We start from the raw sequence: 18,347 nt of genomic DNA, 5'->3' as shown, positions 1-18,347 counted from the left end.
ATTCCCCGGCAATGCAAAGCATCAGACCCGGAATGACCGGCGTTCAGCGCCGATTACCGCCGTCCTGCACCCACTGCTCGAGCAATTGCAGGGCCATGGCCTTGTCGTCGTCGGAGGCCTTGGCGAAGGCGCGGTTGTAGCTTTCCTTGATCCAGGTCTCCGCGGTGCCGGCGCTGTCGCGCGCCAGGGTCAGCCACATCAGGCCGCGCGCGGCCTGCCGCGGCAGACGGTCGCCGTTGAACAGCATCTGGCCGAGCAGCGCCTGCGCCTCGTGCTGGCCCTTCTGCGCGGCAAGACCGAGCCAGCGTGCGCCATAGCGGAAATCCTCACGCGAGGCGTCCGGCGTCTTCAGGTACAGCCGGGCGAGATCGTATTGCGCATCGGCATTGCCGAAATAGGACGCGGCATAGGAGAACATCTCACGCGCCCGCTCCGGATCCGACTTGACCTTCGAGTTCGGGATGCCGCTGAGATAGTAACGGCCGAGCTCGACGAAGGCGTTGGCCACGATCTGCGCCTGCGGCGCCGACGGGCTGTCCTCGGCATGCGCGTTGGCGATCCGGCTGAAATATTCGAAGGCGCGCAGATCGTCCTGGGCGACGCCGTCGCCATTGGCGTACATGCGGCCAAGCTTCCACTGCGCGATGGGGTGGCCACCCTCGGCGGCATATTGCAGCGCACTGAGCGAGGTCTCCTGCGGCGCGGTCGCCGGCGCGATCCTGCCGCGCATGGTCGCCGCGGTCCCCGGCAACGTGGTCACGACCGGGATGGTCGCATCCTTCGGGTTGACCGGAGCGCCGTCGAAGGCAAGCGCCGGCGCGGCCAGCGCACTGACCCCCAACACAAACGCAACTATGGCACGCCTAGATGTCCGCATAACACTGTTTCTCGTGCGCGCCGCCCGGATGGGTCACTGCCCCCCCGACCGCTGGTCCAACCTGCTGAGCATATTTCCAGAGCGCACCCGACGTGTGGTTAGTCGCGCGAGCGCTCCATTTGGTTTTGCGCTGGGCGAGCTCGGCGTCGCTCAATTTAACGTTAAGGGTCCCATTGACCGCATCGATCTCGATGATGTCACCGTCCTCGAGCAGCCCGATCGGGCCGCCAATGGCAGCTTCCGGCCCGACATGGCCGATGCAGAAGCCGCGGGTGGCGCCGGAGAAGCGGCCGTCGGTGATGAGCGCGATCTTGCCGCCCATGCCCTGGCCGGTCAGCGCCGCGGTGGTCTGGAGCATTTCCCGCATGCCGGGGCCGCCCTTCGGCCCCTCGTAGCGGATCACGATGACTTCGCCTTCGCGGTAGGTGCGCTGCTGGACCGCCTCGAAAGCATCCTCCTCGCGGTCGAAGCACCTGGCCGGACCGGTAAACTTGAGGTTGGACATTCCCGCGACTTTCACGATCGCACCTTCTGGCGCCAAATTGCCCTTCAGGCCGACCACACCGCCTGTCACGGTGATGGGCTTGTCTGCCGGGTGCACCACGTCCTGGTGCGGATTCCACTTCACGCTCTTGAGGTTTTCAGCGATCGTGCGGCCCGTGACGGTAAGGCAATCACCGTGCAGGAAGCCGTTGTCGAGCAGCGTCTTCATCAGAAGCGGTATGCCACCTACTTCAAACATGTCTTTGGCGACATAACGGCCACCCGGCTTCAAATCCGCGACATATGGTGTCTTTTTGAAGATTTCGGCGACGTCGAATAAGTCAAACTTGATGCCGCACTCATGCGCGATCGCCGGTAGGTGCAGCGCAGCATTGGTCGAGCCGCCGGAGGCCGCGACCACGGCGGCGGCGTTCTCCAGGGCCTTGCGGGTAACGATGTCGCGCGGCCGGATGTTCTGAGCGATCAGGTCCATGACCTTCTCGCCGGCGGTCATGCAGAAGGCGTCGCGGATCTCATACGGTGCAGGCGCACCGGCCGAGTAAGGCAGTGCCAAGCCGATCGCCTCGGAGACGGTCGCCATGGTGTTGGCGGTGAACTGCGCGCCGCAGGCGCCCGCCGAGGGGCACGCCACGCGCTCGATCTCGTCGAGGTCCTCGTCCGACATCGCGCCGACCGAGTGCTTGCCGACCGCCTCGAACATGTCCTGCACGGTGACCTGCTGCCCGCGGAATGTGCCGGGCAGGATCGAGCCGCCATAGATGAAGATCGAGGGCACGTTGAGACGGACCATCGCCATCATCATGCCCGGCAGCGACTTGTCGCAGCCGGCGAGCCCGACCAGGGCATCATAGGCGTGGCCGCGAACGGTGAGCTCGACGGAATCGGCGATGCATTCGCGCGACGGCAGCGAGGAGCGCATACCGTCATGGCCCATGGCGATGCCGTCGGTCACGGTGATGGTGCAGAATTCGCGCGGGGTGCCGCCGGCCGACGCCACGCCCTTCTTCACCGCCTGGGCCTGACGCATCAGCGCGATGTTGCAGGGAGCGGCCTCGTTCCAGCAGGAGGCGACGCCGACGAAGGGCTGGTGGATCTGCTCGGTGGTCAGACCCATGGCGTAGAAATAGGACCGATGGGGCGCGCGCGCAGGGCCTTCCGTCACGTGACGGCTTGGCAGCCTCTGCTTGTCAATCTTGGCGCCCATCGCAAACCAGTTTCCCCGGTGAACCCTTTCAGAGGCGAAAAATCAGAGCCAAGATTTGAATCGACCTTGGGATTTTCTCGTCGCCTTCGAGGACCGCCGCTGCCCTTAGAACATTAGAGCGATTTTATTCATGTTTGGGTGTGGCCAAAAAGCGGCGGTGAGGCGAACCACGAGTGATGAAGGTTAAATCGGAACCGAGTGTTGCATCGACAGCACAATCGTTACCGGGAAGACACGGGTTCGCTTACTGTAATACCATCTCGCAGACGGCAGCTCACAACCTTTGATTTCACTATGCGAGGGGCGCACGCCGCTCCGGTTCGAGATGAGGTGCAAGTACGTGAGTCGGCCCCTCTGCCACAGACTGGTGTCGCCGGACCTAGAAACTGCACCGGAGGTCGCGGTGAGATGCGTCCTGGCTCAGCAGCGCACCGTCGACCGGACGCTGCTTCGCATCTGCAATCCAGAGTCTCTCCCTGGATGGATTCTGGATTGCTTCGCTGCGCTCGCAATGACGGAGGATGAGGCGGCAAGTTGCTTCTCCAAGTGACGCTGTCATTCCCCGCGAAAGCGGGGAATCCAGTACGCTGCGGCTTATCGGTTCAGTCACTGCCGTCTCGGAGTACTGGATCGCCCGGTCAAGCCGGGCGATGACACTTATTGTGTGGCAGCAGACACAGCTTCTCAGCCTCGCGGCTGAATTCGCCCGAGCTTTGCTTCATCTCTCGTCCCTCAAATCCAAGAGGGCGCAGGGAAGGCCGGGTGCTGACATCGCACCCGCGGTCCGCTGCGCGAATTGCACGCGCACGCAGAAAACCGCACAGCAGCATACAGGTGGTGCCGATCACTCGGCCTTCCCTGCGCGATGGTCGGACGGCTTATGCCGCGCTCTCCCGGGAGCCGAACTTTCCTTTGGCCTCCCTCGCCGTTCGAATTGGATGATGCCGCCCACCCGGTTGGGCTCGCGCGCATCTTCGATCCGGCTTGACCGTAGCAACGACGGCCAGGACCACACGGTTTTGCCGTACGCACGGCCCGCCATGTCGCCGCAGTATTTCCAGCCCTGTCGACGGAGCTGAAAACTTACAGGCGAGACGAAGCCTAGCAGCGCCGTTCGTCTGCACGCGGCCGCGGGCTCACAGGGACTACCCGCCCTGCCCGCACCTCTCATGCCGACGCTGCCGCGTCCACCGCAAACCCGGCTCGCGATCAAGACGACCTCGAGATCGCCCCTCCTGGTGAGCCGGGATGGGCGACATATGCGCCAAAACCGAATTTCGGTAAAGTGGAATATTTTCGCGGCGAGGGGTTGACAGAGGCCGACACAGGGCACGGCCGCGTAGCCCGGATGAGCGGAGCGACATCCGGGATTCCACCAGCACTGTCCCGGGTATCGCTACGCTCCCCGGGCTACGATCTACGATGGCGTCGCTCAGGCCGACATTGCGCCCTTGTGTCTGAACGGATCGACCAGGCGGACGATCTCGCATACCGCAACGAGTCCAGCGAGCCAGACGGCGCAGGTCAGGGCGATGCGCGTCACGATGGCGACGGTGAAGGCGCCCTCGCCGCCCAGGAACGGCGTCGCGGCGAGCAGCGCGAGCTCGTAAACTGCATAGGCCGTGACGAGCATGATCGCGAGCACCAGCGGCGTGCGCCCCCGGGGCAGCAGGCCGGGCACCATCGACGAGATCGCCGTCGCCAGCAGCGCAGCCGCGCCGATGACAAAGCCCCAGGCGATGGTACCGGCGTCAACGGGATAGTGCAGCGCGCCGAAGCCGATGGTCTGGTTCACCAGCCAGGCGCCGGTGACGACGAGCAGCGCCGGGCGCAGCGGCAGCATCGCCGCCGCAACGACGGCGAAGGCCGCAAACGGCGTGACGCAGGCGAAAGCGAAGCTTGCGAGCGCGCATGATGCCGTCAGCAGCGCAAGGCAGAACATCGGCGCAAGGCGCGGCGCGACCGGGTGAAGGCGGAAGCCGTCGCCGTGAGACGGCAGGATGCTGAGGGCCATGGATGATCTCCTTGTTGAGGAATACCAGTTCATCTGAGGGTGAGCGACAGCCGTAGCGAGGTGTAAGCCTTGATCAGAACGTCGCGCCGGCCTTGAGCAGATAGGAGCGGCCGGGCAGCGGATAGGCACTGAAGCGGCCGTCGGTGAAGGTGCTGGCGATGGCGTAGTCGTAGTAGAGCGCGTTCAGCACGTTGTTGACGCTGAGCGACCAAAAGTAGCGCTCAACCTGGCCGCTGAGCTTGAGATCGATCGTGCCGTTGGCCGGAATCGGCTTCTGCGTGCCCGCCTGGTCGTTGTCCATGCGCCGCTCGCTCCAGAACCGCGCGGTGGCATCGAGCACCAGATAGTTCTGCCAGATGTTCCAGGTGACGCCGGCGCTTGCCGTATAGCGCGACACCAGCGGCACGTCGTTGCCGGCCCAAACGCCTTCGCGGAAGACCGCGCGGGTATAGGCCATGCCGGAGCGCAGCAGCAGGGCGTCGTTGACGCGGTAGGACAGGCTGGTCTCCGAGCCGTAGCGGCGGGTCGGATCGAGGTTGGTGTTGTAGAACAGGACCGGGTTGAAATGGACCTCGTTGGTGAGGTCCATCAGATAGAGGCTGCTCTGCAGCTGCAGTCCGCCGCCCTTGATGCGCAGGCCGCCCTCGATGTCCTGCGAGGTCTGGGTCTTGAGCTGGAACGTTTGCGGGATCGCGGCGAAGGTCAGAGGATCGAAGGACGGCCCCGAGGACAGCCGCTCGTCGACGTCAGGCGTGCGGAAGGCGCGCGCGGCGCGGCCGAACAGCGAGACCATGTCATTGAGGCGATGCTCGGCTCCGAGATGCAGCGCATATTGGGTCTCCTCGCTGGTCAGCGACGACGCGCCGATGTCGGCGTTGAACGGCGCCGCCGCGTCGAAATTGTCGCGTGCCGCAAGCCTGACGTTCTGCACCCGCGCGCCGTAGGAGATGTCGGTCGTGGCCGCGACTCCCAATGTGTGCTGGAAATAGCCGGCGACCGTCCGCTGCCTGAGGTCGTAATTGTGCCAGGCGGCGAGCCCCTGCCCGGCGCCGCGGTCCTGCCGGAAGCTCGCATCGTAGTAGTCGATGCCGGTCAGCAACTGCGACGGCATGCCGAGCAACAGGCTCTTCACACTGAGCCGCGGCGTGATCGACCACGTCGTCAGGTTGGAATCGACATAAGTCGAGGTGAAGAAGGCAGGAACCGGCGCCGGGCTGGAGAAGAACGCGCTCTGCTGCTTCTTGTCGCGCACACCGCCGTCGACGATAAGATCGACGCCGTTGACCAGGGTCTTGGCGAAGCCGGCTGTCGCGCTAATGCCCTGCTGGTTGGCGTAGTTGAACGGCGTGCTCGTGCCTCGCCGGCTGGTCTTGAGCTCGTCGAGGCCGATGGAGGGATCGACGGTGCGGCCGCCCGGCAGGCGCAGCTCCTGATTGTCGCCGGTGACGGTGAGAAACGCCGTGAGGCCCGGCGTCGTGTAATTGAGATTGCCGACGCCATTCTGCTGGGAATAGCGATTGTTGTCGCGATAGCCGTCGGTGCTGACGGCATTGCCGTAGAACGAGGTCGACCACGGCCCCGAATTGAGCGAGGTCGAGACATTGCCGAGCCTGGTGTTGAACGAGCCGAAGCCGGCCTCGATGCGCGCGGTCACGGGCGGTCCGCCGCTTCCGGTCTTGGTGACGATGTTGATCACGCCACCGACCGCGTTGTCGCCATAGAGCACCGCGCCGGAATTGCCGCGCGTGATCTCGATACGCTCGATGGAATTGAGCGGGATGGTGGAAAGGTCCACCTGCGCCATGTCGACGTCGTTGAGCCGCCGGCCGTTGACCAGCACCAGCGTGTTGGCGGTGGCAAAGGCGCCGAAGCCCCGCAGGTCCACGCTGGTCTTGGCGCCGATCTGCCCGCCATAGAACGTCGTGATCTGGGCTCCCGGGGTCTGCGTGGCGATGATCTCGGCAAGCGTCTGCGACGGCGCATGCGCGATATCCGCGGCCGTGATGACGGTCGTGGCTGCTCCGACGATGCCGCCGTCACCGGCGACAGCCCCGGAGCCCGGGCCGGATGAGCCGGTTCCATTGCCTGCCGGCGCGACATTCGCGGCTCGCCGCGGCCTCGTCGCCTCACCCTCACCGATCGCCCTGGCCCGCGTGCGGTTCTGATCGTCGGGCTTGCTCACCTCGACCGGCGGTAACTGCTCGGCGACAGCATGCTGGGCGAAGGCCGCGGAGAGACCGAGCGAATGGAGCGAGACCGATGCGAACAGGCCTACGCTGAGGCGCCGGGCAGCAGAAGCGAGACGGGACAATGTTGTAACCTCGGTATGACGTCGGTGGCACGTCACAGCGAACGAGGTTTCACGGCAGAGCAATGGGCTGCTCCGGTGAAGCCAATGTCTGTACTCCCCGACCGACATCCTCGCGTGTGACCACGGCTGACGGCAGGTCTCCTGGCTCGCGGGTCGTTACCTTGCGTCGCCTTCCCAGGACCGAGATTCCCAGTGGCACAGGACGAAAGATTCACCGCTTACAGTTGCGGGGGCAGCCGTGGCGTTGAGACAAATCCCGGCGTTGGGACGCCCCGCACCACATTCCCTTTTGATCTCCATGAGGAGAACCGTCGCGATCATCTACGTGCCGTTCCGCCGGAGAGTCAATCGGCAGTCGGTGTAGCAACTGCGGCTCAAGTCCGCCCTCGCAAACGCTGGGCCTGGGCCCAGGCGGCAGCGACATCGCGAGGCGGAACATCGACGCGCTTGATCGGGGTCAATTCGCCGGAGGCCGAGACGATCGCAGTCTCCTCGCGGCGGCAGCGCGTGCAGACAAAGCGAACCTCATGCGGCGACGCCGACCAGCTCGACCGCTTCACGTTGGCCGCCATCGGCCAGGCATCGCAATGCGAGCACGACACCAGAAATCGGCCGGGATCGAGCATACCCATTCCATCGGACTCCGCGTCCTACCCGCGTCTTCAATGGCTAACCCACGTGAATCGTTCCGGTGCCCTAGCACCGCCGGTTCCGTTAGACCTCGTCGGCGACGGCATTGCGAAGGAGGCCGACCTTGTCGATCTCGACCTCGAGGACATCGCCCGCCTTCATCCAGAGCGGCGGGGTGCGCCGCGAGCCGACGCCGCCCGGCGTGCCGGTGGCGATGACGTCGCCGGGCTCGAGCCGGGTGAACTGCGAGCAATATTCGATCTGGCGCGGGATATCGAAGATCATCTGATCGATGGTGGTGTCCTGCACCACCTCGCCGTTGAGCCGGGTCTGCAGCCGCAGCGGCCCGACCTCGCCGACCTCGTCGGGCGTCACCAGGAACGGACCGAAGGCGCCGGTGGCGGGAAAGTTCTTGCCCGGCGTGAACTGATGGGTATGGCGCTGGTAGTCGCGGACGCTGCCCTCGTTGTAGCAGGCATAGCCGGCCACATGGCCGAACGCCTCGGCGCGGGGGATGTAGCGGCCGGCCTTGCCGATCACGACGGCGAGCTCGCCCTCGAAGTCGAGCTGGGTCGAGACCTTCGGGCGGATGATGTCGGTGAGATGCCCGGTCTGGCTGTTGGCGAAGCGGCCGAACACGGTGGGATTCTCGACCTCGGTACGCCCGGTCTCCTTGCGGTGATTCTCATAGTTGAGCCCGATGCAGAGGATCTTGTCGGGGTTCGGGATCACAGGCAGGAAGGCGATGCTGGCCAGCGGATGGCGCCTCGCCCGGGCTGCCGCGGCGGCGACCTCGGACAGAACGCCCGCGGCGATCGCCGATTTGAGATCTGGATAGCGATCGCGCAGCACCGCGCCGAGATCGGCCACGGTGTCGCCCTCCACCAGACCCCATGACGCCGCGCTGTTGATTTCGAAGCTTGCGAATTTCATCCGATGTCCCCCTGCTCAACCGACCCTATCAGGTCGAGATGGCGGGGACGATGGCGGCCGGGGATGGCGCGGTTGCGATCCCTGCAAGGCAGCAGGCGATGCGCTCAGCGCGCGCCCTTGAGGCTGCAGGAGGTCGTGCAGGTGACAGTCGTGCCGCGATCGCATGATTTACAGGCATTGACGCACTGGTTCATGTCGCGGGGGTTGTAGCTGTAGTTCCGCAAGGGACAGACCGGCGTCGAGCCGGTGATGTCCTGCTCCTGGTCGCAGGCCGCCGTCATGAGCGCGATGATGATCACGGCAACGAGGCGCATGGGATTGCCCTGTGAGGCATGGCAAAACGACGTTCACGGCGCACGCTGCATTGCAGCGAACCCCGGCCTTCCCAACACGGGCACCGCCGATCAGCGACGCCCGCATGCCATCAGGATGCGCGCCAAACGTTAAGAACGGATTGCAGCCGGCCTCAGGCCGCCGCCTGAGTTTCCGCCGCCTTGGTCGCGATCGCCTGCCGCATGTCCAGCGCCAGCTGACGGTACTGCTCCGAAAGCTTCAGATAGAACTCGCGCTTGGTGCTGTCGGTGGCGAGCTTGGCGATCAGCTCGCATTCGGCGGTGAGCGTCTCGAACCGTTCCAGCCTGTCCTGAAGTTCTGGCATCGGCGTGTCCCCATCAAACGCCTCAAGGACATCCAACCTAAGCCCGGGAAATAGGTCACGGCGAACATCGTTATCCCGTAGAAACAATTTTTCCGGCGCGGCAGCCTATTTGCTGTCGAGGCGCCAGGCGCCGTCCCATCCCTGGTCCGGCGGGCTCGCCTCGAACTGCGCGATGCGGCCGAGCATCGTGCGCGAGGGGCCGTCGCCGGGGACGGCTTCGAGCGCCGCGCCAAAGGCCGCGCGCGCCGCGTCGAAGCGCCGGGCGCGATAGGCGGCGAGCGCCTCGGCATAGTGTGTGCGCAAGCCAAATTGCGCATCCGTGAGCGCGCCAGCCCTCGCCATCACCTCGAAGATCGTCTGCGGCGCGGTCTGGCCGGCGACTGCCAGGCGATCGATTTCGCGCAGCTCGAGCTGCGATCCGATCGCCTCGGCGGTGGCCTGCGAGATCAGGATGCGGGTGCCGTAGACCTTGTTGACGGCTTCCAGCCGCGAGGCCAGGTTCACGGCATCGCCCATCACCGTGAAGCTCATCATCAGCTCCGAGCCGATGCTGCCGGTCAGCACCTCGCCGGTGGCGATGCCGATCCGCAAATCGCACGGCGCGGGCATGGCGCGAATGCCGAGCAGGTCCGGCAGCTGGCGCTGCAGCGCGGGCACCTGGTCGGCCATCTCGATGGCCGCGGTGCCGGCAAGCAGCGCCTGCTCGCCCTCCTCGATGAAGGGCGGGCCCCAATAGGACATGATGGCGTCGCCGATATATTTGTCGATGACGCCGCGATTGCTTCGGATGGGCGCGGACATCACCGTGAAATAGTGGTTCATCACCCTGACGAGGCCGCGCGGCGTCATGCCTTCGCTCATCGAGGTGAAGCCGCTCATGTCGCAGAACATGATGGTCATGACCCGGCGCTCGCCGTCGATCGCGACCTCCGGCCGGTCGATCAGCCCCTGCACCACCTTGGGATCGATGTAGCGGCCAAAGGTCTCGCGGATCCGCTCGTTGTGGCGGAGCTGCTCGGTCATGCGGTTGAAGGCCGCGGCGAGCTCGCCGATCTCGTCCTGGGTTGAGACGGTGATGGTCTTGTCGAAGCGGCCGGCCTCGACCTCGCGGGCGCCGGCGAGCAGCAGCCGCACCGGTCGCGTGATGCCGCTGGACACCAGAAGCGCAAAGACCAAGCCGACGATCGCGGCGAGCAAGGTCACGACGCCCGAAACGACGATCGCCTGATGCTGGCGGCTGATCACCTGCGACGTCGAGAAGAACACCTGCGCCAGCATGTCGGCGCGGATCGCGTCGATCTTGCGGTTGAACGCATCGCGCAAGATATCGAGATGCTCCAGCGTGCCGCGGGCCGCGGGCATGTCCTTGGCGTCGACCTGCTTGACCAGTCTGGCATTGCCCTCGTCCAGATCGCGCCGCAGCTCGGCGACGGCACTCTCGATCCGAACGTCGAGCCGCGCCAGCGCGGCATTGTCGGAATAGGTTCTGGGATCGTCGATGATCGCGTTGATGAGCTTGCGCGCGGTCTCGGCCTCCTCCTCGAACTTGCGGTCCAATGCCTGGAAGTCGCGAAGCCGCGCCGCATAGGCCTCCTCGTCCGACGAGGATCCCATTCGGGTCATCACCATTTGCCGCAGCGCCAGCGCCCGCTCCAGAGAACGGATGTTGGCGCGGGCGAGATGGCTGTAGGCGGGGATGTAGCGGTTGGTCAGCTCGTCCAGGAGGACGCCGACCTGGCTCGACATCACCATCGACAGGACCGAGGTGACCAGCATCAGGACGATCAATCCGAGGGCGATGCCGACGATCTTGCGCCGGATCGACTGGTTGAAAATCGGCATAGGTGCAGGGGGCAAAGGGTGAAAGGACGGAACCGGGAACTCAATACACCGGATTTGGTCCAGGGAACACGCGCATCTGCGCATCCATGACGCGGTGAGCCGTCGGCAAGCGGCGCGCGAGCCCAATGCGTTAACAAAGGTTAAAGGGACTGTCCCTTCCCAAGTTCCCCGGTTCCAATCCGTATTTTGCCGCATTGTTGCGACAGCGTGAAGGATGCGAAACGATGCCGTGGCATCGTTTGCCGTCGTCTTTGATTCTCAAGCCGCATGTCGTCGCGGACCTTGGTTTGTAATGGTTTCGCAGGGGGACCATGGAATGAACCAGTGCCTACGCTCGCTCGCGTGTGTCGTTGCCGTGGCCGCATTGGCCCTCCTTCCGACCGAGCTCGCGGCGAAGAGCAGTCACAAATCGTCCGCGCCGAAGAAGTCTCATGAGGCCAAAGCCGGCAAGTCGCGTCATGCAGCTAGCGGCAAGGCGCGGCATGTCAAGCAAGCAAATGGCAAGCATGCCGAGGCCAAGCGCAAGTCGAAGAGCAGCGACGAGCCGTCCAGCAAACCGGCGTCGCCGCCGCTGACCGGCGACCTCGCCGCGCTGAAGGACGCAATCGACCTCGCGCGCAAGGGCAAGACCGAGGACGCAAGCGCGGCGCGCGATCGCATTGCCGATCCTGCGGGGCAGAAGCTCGCTGACTGGTTCATGCTGCGCCATTCCGAGAGCACGGCGAATTTCAAGCGCTACGCCGCCTTCCTCGCCGCCAATCCGGACTGGCCGAGCCGCACCCTGCTGCGCCGCCGCGCCGAGGCGCGGCTGTGGCAGGAGAAGAGCGACGCCGCCATCGTGCACACATTCACGATGGACCGTCCGATCAGCGCCAAGGGCAAGTTCGCGCTCGCCCGCGTGCTGCTCGCCGAAGGCGATACCGACCGGGCCACGCGGCTGGTGCGCGAGGCCTGGCGCACGGACGAATTGTCCGAGCGCAGCGAGGAGGATTCCTACGAGGCGTTCCGCGATCTCCTGACTGCGGACGATCATCGCGCCCGCATGGACAGGCGGCTCGGCGCCAAGGACTACGCCGGCGCCCGCCGCGCCGCAAGACGGCTCGGCGAGGATGCGCTCGCAATCGTCAAGGCCTGCGCCGCCGTGACCGGCAAGGCCAGCAAGGCCAAGGATTATCTCGACGACGTGGCGACCGATGCACGCCGCGACCTCGGCTATGTGCTGTGCCGCGCTCAATGGCACCTGCAGAAGGATCGCATCGACGATGCCGCCGAGGTGATCCTGGCCGCCGCACCCGAGACCATGGCGGCGCAGGATACCGATGCCTGGTGGCGTGAGCGCCGCCTGCTTGCGCGCAAGCTGCTCGACCAGGGCAAGGCGAAGACCGCCTACGACGTGGTACGCACCGCGGCTGTGCCGGAGAAGGAGGTCTACCGCGTCGACTACCACTTCATGTGCGGCTGGATCGCGCTGCGCTTCCTCGACGATCCCAGGACGGCGATGGTGCACTTCGCCGCCATCGACGAAGGCTCGGCCAATCCGATCGCGCTGTCGCGCGCCCATTACTGGCGTGGCCGCGCCGCCGAGGCGATGGGTGCTGTGGCCGATGCGCGCATGAGCTATCGGGCGGCATCGCGCTATCCGACCGCCTATTACGGCCAGCTGGCCCGTGCAAAGCTCGGCCTCGACCGCATCGAGCTGCGTCCGCCCTCGCCCGTCCTGGCCGCCGCCGATACGCCGCCCACGGACGAGCGCGTGCGTGCCGCCGACATGCTCTACGGCATCGGCGAGCGCGACATGGTGTTCTACTATGCCGAAGACTTTGCCAAGGAGAGCACCGACGTCACCGCGCTGGAATCGCTCGGCGAGCTCGCCGGACGGCGCAGCGATGCGCGCGTCATGCTGGAGGTCGGCAAGACGGCGCTGGCGCGCGGGCTCGCGCTCGACCATTACGCGTTTCCGACCATCGGCATCCCCGAGCACCGGCAGGTCGCCCCTGCGATCGAGACCAGCGTGATCTATTCGGTGGCGCGTACCGAAAGCTCGTTCGACCAGCGCGACAAGTCGGCCGCCAACGCGGTCGGGCTGATGCAGGTGACGCCGGAAGCGGGACGCGATACCGCCAAGCGTTTCGGCCTGACCTATGACTGGGACAAGATGGTCTCCGATCCCGTCTACAACACGCAGATGGGCGCGGCCGAGCTCAGCGCGCTGTTGTCGGAATATCGCGGCAACCAGATCATGACCTTCGCCGGCTACAATGCCGGCCGTGGCCGGGTGCGCGAATGGGTGCAGGCCCGCGGCGACCCCAGGGATCCCAATGTCGATCCGGTCGACTGGGTCGAGCGCATCCCGCTGTCGGAGACGCGCAACTACGTCCAGCGCGTGATCGAGAACGTGCTGGTCTACCGCGCAAGGTTCGAGGGCAGCGGCATGATCGCCGCGAAATCCGAGCAGCGCGTCACGACGCACGAAGTGAGCGCGGAACCAACGGCATCGGCCGCAGCCCCATCGCCCTAGCCTCGCGACCGCCGGGGCTGGACGCGGCGCGAAGCTAGACGCGGGAACTGCGGCCGACGGATCTGCGCGGCCGGCATCGTGAGGCTAGCCGTCACCTCCTTCCAGGGTTCGAAGGTTGTGCACGCGCAGATATGCCTCAGCCAATGAGCGCGAGAGCGCGCCCATCTGCATCATCCAGCTCCAGCTCGTGATGGCCGTCAGCACCGCGACCGTCTCGATCGCGCTGCGGTAAGGCCACAGCACGTCCATGGCCGTCTGCTGGCGGTAGCAATCGTAGCCGCAATACCGCTCTTGCCTGGACACCTGCCGGACGTAACTAGAACCCAGCGGCCGGGCGCATGCGCTGCAGGCCGCGCCGTGGCGGGGATGTTCCTGATTGACGAGCATGAATCTCAATGCCGTGTCCTCGCCTCTTTCCTGCCCGTCTGCTCAGGACGCCGCGCGCGTACGCTCCTGGATCACCGGCGCCGCTTCCTGGTGAATTGCGTAGCACTCGTAGCCGCAGTAGCGCAGCAGCGTCCTGGCATCGCGCAGATAGCCACCGTCGATCTCCTCGCAGCACCACAGACACGACGTCTTGCGGAACGGGGTTCTGCCGTTCACCAATATGAATCTCACGTGGCACCTCCCAGCGCGAAGCAGTAGACCGTATCGACCAGAGAGGCGGCCGGCGGCGGCGCGCAGATATGGTTGCGGCCGTCGGGATTGTCCCTGTTGCGCTCGACCTTCTGGGACGGGATCAGGATGTATTTCCCGTCTTCCCGGCGCCGGGCGTAGATCTTGCCTTCGACGTAGCGTATCTCGGTCGGGTAGCAATCCGCATTGTTGCAGCAGCTCAGAACCGGATTGTCCGGCATGCGCCAGTTCGAATAGAACTTCTCGTGCAGCGCTTGATCCTGAGGCGGATGGTGACGATGCGATCCATCCCGTCCAGCGTCCTCGGCCTTCAAGCCCGTTGCCAGCGGAAGCGGCAGCGTGATCGCCAACAGGAGCTTGCAGCCTCGGTTCAACTCACAGCCTCCGGACGAGAAAATGAACCTGACGGGTTAGGTGCGGCGGCCGATCCTCATGCCACCTGACATTGGAACAGCCAGCGGCGGTCGCGTTCGCGACGTGCCCTGAACCGGTCGAGGCATTTCCGCGAGCAGAGCGGCGTCCGCCAGGAGTAGTATCGGATCAAGCCAAACTTCCCGGCACAGAGGGCGCAGCTTTTGGACTCGAGACGGCGCTCGGAGTCATCGGGGCTATCGCACATGATCCTCTCCTCTTGACCTCTGGGGTCCTGGCCTCCTCCTGCGCAAAAGGCAGGAGGCGCCACGGTCGTCACGGAAAATGCGGCTTCTCAATCGCGACCGCCAAATCATGCGGCAAGTCGGGGCAACGGACGCAGAGCCTGGTTCTTCGGGTGCAACACGCCGAGCTTTTCGGCAATTTGTGCTCCGCAATCGACTTCTCTCGATTGGCCGCAAGACTAGGCTCCTTGCAACGCACCGCTCAATTGTACGGAGGTAAATTCACGCTAGAACTAGGGTTGTGCGAGCTATACGTAGGTTTGTGCCGTGGTTTTGCGGACTTCCGCTCACCTGCGCAACGTGACGGCGCAATGCGCGCAGGCTGCACGGCAATCGGGAGTTTTGCCGACAATCCGACTTTGGTCGGAGGCAATTGCCCCTGTAATGGCAAAGTGCTCTACTCACCTTGGACGCCAGCGAGCCGGGGCAATTGCGATGATGCCTGGCCAGATCACGAAAATCGGGAGTTCGGCCGCACAATTCCTGCTCGGCGGCCTTGCGGCGCTTCGATCATTCGGCAACGGCGAGAAGGACGGCCCCGCCGTCGTAGACGCCTCGCGGCAGAATACCGACCTGCGTGATGCCGTGAAGCAATGGCGCGAGGTGTTCGAGCACAATCCCGTCATGTACTTCATGGTCGATCCCGCCGGAACGGTGCTCAACGTCAATACGTTCGGCGCCGCCCAGCTGGGCTACACGACGGACGAACTGATCGGCCAATCCGTGCTGAACGTCTTCTTCGAGGAAGACCGCGAGTTCGTACGTCAATGCGTCGCCTTGTGCCTGACGACCGTGGACCAGTCGCATACCTGGGAGATTCGCAAGTTCCGGAAGGACGGGTCGGTGCTTTGGGTCCGGGAAAACGCCAAGGCGATGCTGCGCGGCGACGGCACGCCGATCCTGCTGGTCGCCTGCGAGAACATCACCCAGCGCAAGGAAGCGGAGGATGCTCTGCGGCAGAGCGAGGCCTACCTCGCCCAGGCCCAGGAACTGAGTCACACCGGCAGCTTCGGCTTGAACTTTGCGACCGGCGAAGCCGTCTGGTCGAGGGAGACCTTCCGCATCTTCCAGTGTGATCCGGCGACCAAGCCGAGCCTGGGCTTCGTCTTCCAGCGCATCCATCCGGAAGATCGCGATACGGTCCGCAGCACCCTCGAACGGGCCTACCGCCTGGCGGAGGATTTCGACCACCAATACCGCCTGCTGATGCCCGACGGGTCGGTCAAATATCTGCATTCCGTGGCGCGCGCGGTTCGACATCCATCCGGGCGCATCGAGTTCGTCGGGGCGGTGACCGACGTCACGATGGCCAAGGAAGCCGAACAGCGGCTGCGGCGCAGCGAAGCCTATTTGACCGAAGCCCAGCGCCTCAGCCAAACCAGCAGCTGGGCCTGGGACGTTCATCGCCAGGAGTTCGCCTACCGATCGGCTGAGCTCTACCGCCTGTTCGGGTTTGAGCCGGACCAGACCGATATTCCGGCCAAGGCTTTTCAGCAACGTATCCTGCCGGAGGACTTTCGGCGGATTATCGAGGTCGAGCGTGAAGCGGTTCGGCAGAAGCAGCCCTTCCAGGTCGACTTCCGGATCGCGCGCCCCGACGGTGCGATCAGGCGCATCCACAGCGAGGGCCATCCCGTGATGGGCAGCGACGGCGAGGTGATGGAAATCATCGGTACGCACGTGGACGTCACCGAGCAAATCGCGGCGAAAGATGCGCTGCACAAGGCATTCGACGAGCTCAAGTCATCCGAGCAGCGATTCCGCGACTACGCCGAGACCGCATCGGACTGGTTCTGGGAGACCGGGCCGGACCACCGCATCACCAGGATATCGGAACATGCCGACAGCTCCAGCGCTCCGCCGACGGGCGTGATCGGCCTGCCCCGCTGGGACATTCCACCCGATGCCGAGCTCGAGCCGGAGAAATGGGAGCAGCATCGCGCGGCGCTCGATGCCCACGTTCCGTTCCGCGATCTGATCTACCGCAGCAAGGATCGCAACGGATCTCCCATCTACGTGCGCACCAGCGGCAAGCCATTTCACGACGCGAATGGCAATTTTCTCGGCTATCGCGGCGTCAGCAGCGACATCACGGCGGCGATCCGCGTCGAGCAGGCGGAAGAGGCGCTGCGCAAGGCACAAGGCGAGCTCGCCCACGTCACGCGCGTCACGACGCTCGGCGAACTCACCACCTCGATCGCCCACGAAATCACCCAGCCGCTTGCCGCGGTGATCTCCAACGCGGACGCCTGCATCGCCTGGCTCGACCGCGAACCGGCCGATCTGAAAGCCGCGCGCCGTTCCGCCGAATGGATTGTCGAGGACGCCAATCGCGCGAGCGAGGTGATCCGCCGGATCAGGGCGCTTGCGAAGAAGACCGAAATCGAAGTCGTTGCACTCGACATCAACCAGGTCGTTAGGGAGGCGGTGGCGCTCGTTCGGCGCGAGCTCGCGACCCATGGGGTGTCGGTGCGCATGGAGCTGGCGTCCGACCTGCCTCAGGTTTGCGGCGACCGGATCCAGCTCCAGCAGGTGCTGATCAACCTCGTGATGAACGGCATCGAGGCCATGCAAGCCAATGTCGATCGTCCGCGCGAACTGGCGATCCGCTCGTGTCGTGCTGATGACGACGACTGCCTGCTCCTCACCGTGACGGACCGCGGTGTCGGTCTCGGCAAACACGTCAAGGAGCGCATCTTCAGCCCCTTCTTCACGACGAAATCCGGCGGTCTGGGCATGGGACTCTCGATCTGCCGATCGATCATCGAGGCTCACGCAGGCCGGCTTTCTGCCTTTCAAAACGAGGGACGCGGTGCGACATTCCAGATCGACCTGCCCTTGTCGCACAAGGACACGTCGTGACTGACCATGCCAAGCAGGCCGGCCCGAGCGCCGGCGATCCGATCGTACTGATCGTGGATGATGATCCGTCGATGCGACGTGCGCTCACCAATCTCTTTCAATCCGTCGGTCTCAAGGTCGAAGCCTTCAGCTCGGCGGCGGAGATCATGGAAGCCAAACCGCCCGCGGTCCCCAGTTGCCTCGTGCTCGACATCCGCCTGCCGGGCTCGAGCGGCCTCGACCTCCAGGCGGACCTCGCCAAGGCCAATATTCACACGCCCATCATCTTCATCACCGGTCATGGCGATATCCCCATGACCGTGAGAGCCATGAAAAGCGGCGCCGTCGATTTTCTGACCAAGCCGGTGCGCGACCAGGACATGCTGGATGCGGTGCAGGCGGCGATCGAGAGAGATCGCAAGCGCCGCGATGCGGAGAAGTCGATCTCGGGTATGCGATCCCGTTTCGAGGCGCTGACGGCACGCGAGCGCGACGTCCTGGCCCTGGTTGCATCCGGGCTGATGAACAAGCAGGTCGCCGCCCAGCTTGGATTGGCCGAGATCACCGTGAAAATCTATCGCGGACAGATCATGCGGAAGATGGGGGCGAAGTCGCTCGCCGATCTCGTCAGAATGACGGACGCGCTCGGAATCCCGCGCGACAGGGGTCATTTGCAAACCTAAGTATGCTTTCCAAGCTCGCTCCGGTGGCCCACTTTGCCTC

At 64.7% G+C, this 18,347-nt stretch carries 15 protein-coding genes and 1 riboswitch; of the genes, 3 read left to right on the top strand and 12 right to left on the bottom strand.

Annotated elements, in window-relative coordinates:
- Window positions 1–43 precede the first annotated feature (43 nt).
- The 9 genes from AC0WRY_RS16450 to AC0WRY_RS16410 form a co-directional block, all read right to left on the bottom strand.
- A complete protein-coding gene (locus tag AC0WRY_RS16450; protein ID WP_194407971.1) occupies window positions 44–877 on the bottom strand; it encodes a tetratricopeptide repeat protein in 834 nt (277 codons plus the stop codon).
- On the bottom strand, window positions 864–2,585 hold the full coding sequence (gene ilvD / locus AC0WRY_RS16445; protein WP_194407970.1) for a dihydroxy-acid dehydratase: 1,722 nt from the start codon (window positions 2,583–2,585) through the stop codon (window positions 864–866). The genes AC0WRY_RS16450 and ilvD overlap by 14 nt, the downstream gene beginning before the upstream one ends.
- Before the next feature lie 1,432 nt (window positions 2,586–4,017).
- Window positions 4,018–4,599, bottom strand: a complete 582-nt coding sequence (locus AC0WRY_RS16440; RefSeq protein WP_194407969.1) for a hypothetical protein — start codon at window positions 4,597–4,599, stop codon at window positions 4,018–4,020.
- Window positions 4,600–4,672: 73 nt separating this feature from the next.
- The gene (locus AC0WRY_RS16435) at window positions 4,673–6,910 is read right to left on the bottom strand and encodes a TonB-dependent receptor (RefSeq protein ID WP_491123408.1); all 2,238 of its coding nucleotides are present in this window, start codon (window positions 6,908–6,910) and stop codon (window positions 4,673–4,675) included.
- A gap of 114 nt (window positions 6,911–7,024) precedes the next feature.
- Window positions 7,025–7,238, bottom strand: a riboswitch (cobalamin riboswitch).
- 46 nt (window positions 7,239–7,284) lie between these two features.
- Window positions 7,285–7,542, bottom strand: coding sequence for a hypothetical protein (locus AC0WRY_RS16430; protein ID WP_194407967.1), 258 nt, complete (start codon window positions 7,540–7,542; stop codon window positions 7,285–7,287).
- A gap of 82 nt (window positions 7,543–7,624) precedes the next feature.
- Complete coding sequence (locus tag AC0WRY_RS16425; RefSeq protein WP_491123407.1) at window positions 7,625–8,473, bottom strand: fumarylacetoacetate hydrolase family protein; 849 nt, start codon at window positions 8,471–8,473, stop codon at window positions 7,625–7,627.
- 104 nt (window positions 8,474–8,577) lie between these two features.
- Window positions 8,578–8,787 carry a hypothetical protein gene (locus tag AC0WRY_RS16420; protein ID WP_194407965.1) on the bottom strand — a complete coding sequence of 70 codons (210 nt, stop codon included), beginning with the start codon at window positions 8,785–8,787 and terminating at the stop codon, window positions 8,578–8,580.
- Window positions 8,788–8,939: 152 nt separating this feature from the next.
- Complete coding sequence (locus AC0WRY_RS16415; RefSeq protein WP_211416891.1) at window positions 8,940–9,131, bottom strand: hypothetical protein; 192 nt, start codon at window positions 9,129–9,131, stop codon at window positions 8,940–8,942.
- A 105-nt stretch (window positions 9,132–9,236) separates the two neighbouring features.
- A complete protein-coding gene (locus AC0WRY_RS16410; protein WP_491123406.1) occupies window positions 9,237–10,973 on the bottom strand; it encodes an adenylate/guanylate cyclase domain-containing protein in 1,737 nt (578 codons plus the stop codon).
- A gap of 316 nt (window positions 10,974–11,289) precedes the next feature.
- Here AC0WRY_RS16410 and AC0WRY_RS16405 point away from each other — a divergent pair, with 316 nt between their 5' ends.
- On the top strand, window positions 11,290–13,491 hold the full coding sequence (locus tag AC0WRY_RS16405; RefSeq protein ID WP_491123405.1) for a lytic transglycosylase domain-containing protein: 2,202 nt from the start codon (window positions 11,290–11,292) through the stop codon (window positions 13,489–13,491).
- Between the two features lie 84 nt (window positions 13,492–13,575).
- Here the strand turns inward: AC0WRY_RS16405 and AC0WRY_RS16400 are convergent, their stop codons facing one another.
- Genes AC0WRY_RS16400 through AC0WRY_RS16390 form a run of 3 tightly spaced genes read right to left on the bottom strand, consistent with a single transcriptional unit; the run spans window position 13,576 to window position 14,501 of the window.
- The gene (locus AC0WRY_RS16400) at window positions 13,576–13,878 is read right to left on the bottom strand and encodes a hypothetical protein (RefSeq protein ID WP_246776480.1); all 303 of its coding nucleotides are present in this window, start codon (window positions 13,876–13,878) and stop codon (window positions 13,576–13,578) included.
- Between the two features lie 42 nt (window positions 13,879–13,920).
- Window positions 13,921–14,109: a hypothetical protein gene (locus tag AC0WRY_RS16395; protein ID WP_194408517.1), complete on the bottom strand. Its 189-nt coding sequence runs from the start codon at window positions 14,107–14,109 to the stop codon at window positions 13,921–13,923.
- A complete protein-coding gene (locus AC0WRY_RS16390; protein ID WP_194407960.1) occupies window positions 14,106–14,501 on the bottom strand; it encodes a hypothetical protein in 396 nt (131 codons plus the stop codon). The genes AC0WRY_RS16395 and AC0WRY_RS16390 overlap by 4 nt, the downstream gene beginning before the upstream one ends.
- 717 nt (window positions 14,502–15,218) lie before the next feature.
- On the opposite strand from AC0WRY_RS16390, the gene AC0WRY_RS16385 reads away from it, so the two are divergent.
- Complete coding sequence (locus tag AC0WRY_RS16385; protein ID WP_491123404.1) at window positions 15,219–17,645, top strand: PAS domain S-box protein; 2,427 nt, start codon at window positions 15,219–15,221, stop codon at window positions 17,643–17,645.
- Entirely contained in the window at window positions 17,642–18,307 is a 666-nt protein-coding gene (locus AC0WRY_RS16380; RefSeq protein ID WP_211416887.1) for a response regulator transcription factor, read from the top strand. The genes AC0WRY_RS16385 and AC0WRY_RS16380 overlap by 4 nt, the downstream gene beginning before the upstream one ends.
- Window positions 18,308–18,347: the final 40 nt, after the last annotated feature.

The sequence above is a fragment of the Bradyrhizobium sp. T-12 genome (assembly GCF_058314695.1).
The sequence above is the reverse complement of the archived record's forward strand: the minus strand, read 5'-3'. Positions and strand labels throughout refer to the sequence as shown.

What these genes read in the sequence shown, in the direction of transcription:
- AC0WRY_RS16400 (WP_246776480.1), bottom strand. Translation starts at nt 13,878, where the DNA reads ATGCTCGTCAATCAGGAACATCCCCGCCACGGCGCGGCCTGCAGCGCA.
- AC0WRY_RS16430 (WP_194407967.1), bottom strand. Translation starts at nt 7,542, where the DNA reads ATGGGTATGCTCGATCCCGGCCGATTTCTGGTGTCGTGCTCGCATTGC.
- AC0WRY_RS16415 (WP_211416891.1), bottom strand. Translation starts at nt 9,131, where the DNA reads ATGCCAGAACTTCAGGACAGGCTGGAACGGTTCGAGACGCTCACCGCC.
- AC0WRY_RS16440 (WP_194407969.1), bottom strand. Translation starts at nt 4,599, where the DNA reads ATGGCCCTCAGCATCCTGCCGTCTCACGGCGACGGCTTCCGCCTTCAC.
- AC0WRY_RS16420 (WP_194407965.1), bottom strand. Translation starts at nt 8,787, where the DNA reads ATGCGCCTCGTTGCCGTGATCATCATCGCGCTCATGACGGCGGCCTGC.
- AC0WRY_RS16425 (WP_491123407.1), bottom strand. Translation starts at nt 8,473, where the DNA reads ATGAAATTCGCAAGCTTCGAAATCAACAGCGCGGCGTCATGGGGTCTG.
- AC0WRY_RS16410 (WP_491123406.1), bottom strand. Translation starts at nt 10,973, where the DNA reads ATGCCGATTTTCAACCAGTCGATCCGGCGCAAGATCGTCGGCATCGCC.
- ilvD (WP_194407970.1), bottom strand. Translation starts at nt 2,585, where the DNA reads ATGGGCGCCAAGATTGACAAGCAGAGGCTGCCAAGCCGTCACGTGACG.
- AC0WRY_RS16450 (WP_194407971.1), bottom strand. Translation starts at nt 877, where the DNA reads ATGCGGACATCTAGGCGTGCCATAGTTGCGTTTGTGTTGGGGGTCAGT.
- AC0WRY_RS16385 (WP_491123404.1), top strand. Translation starts at nt 15,219, where the DNA reads ATGATGCCTGGCCAGATCACGAAAATCGGGAGTTCGGCCGCACAATTC.
- AC0WRY_RS16405 (WP_491123405.1), top strand. Translation starts at nt 11,290, where the DNA reads ATGAACCAGTGCCTACGCTCGCTCGCGTGTGTCGTTGCCGTGGCCGCA.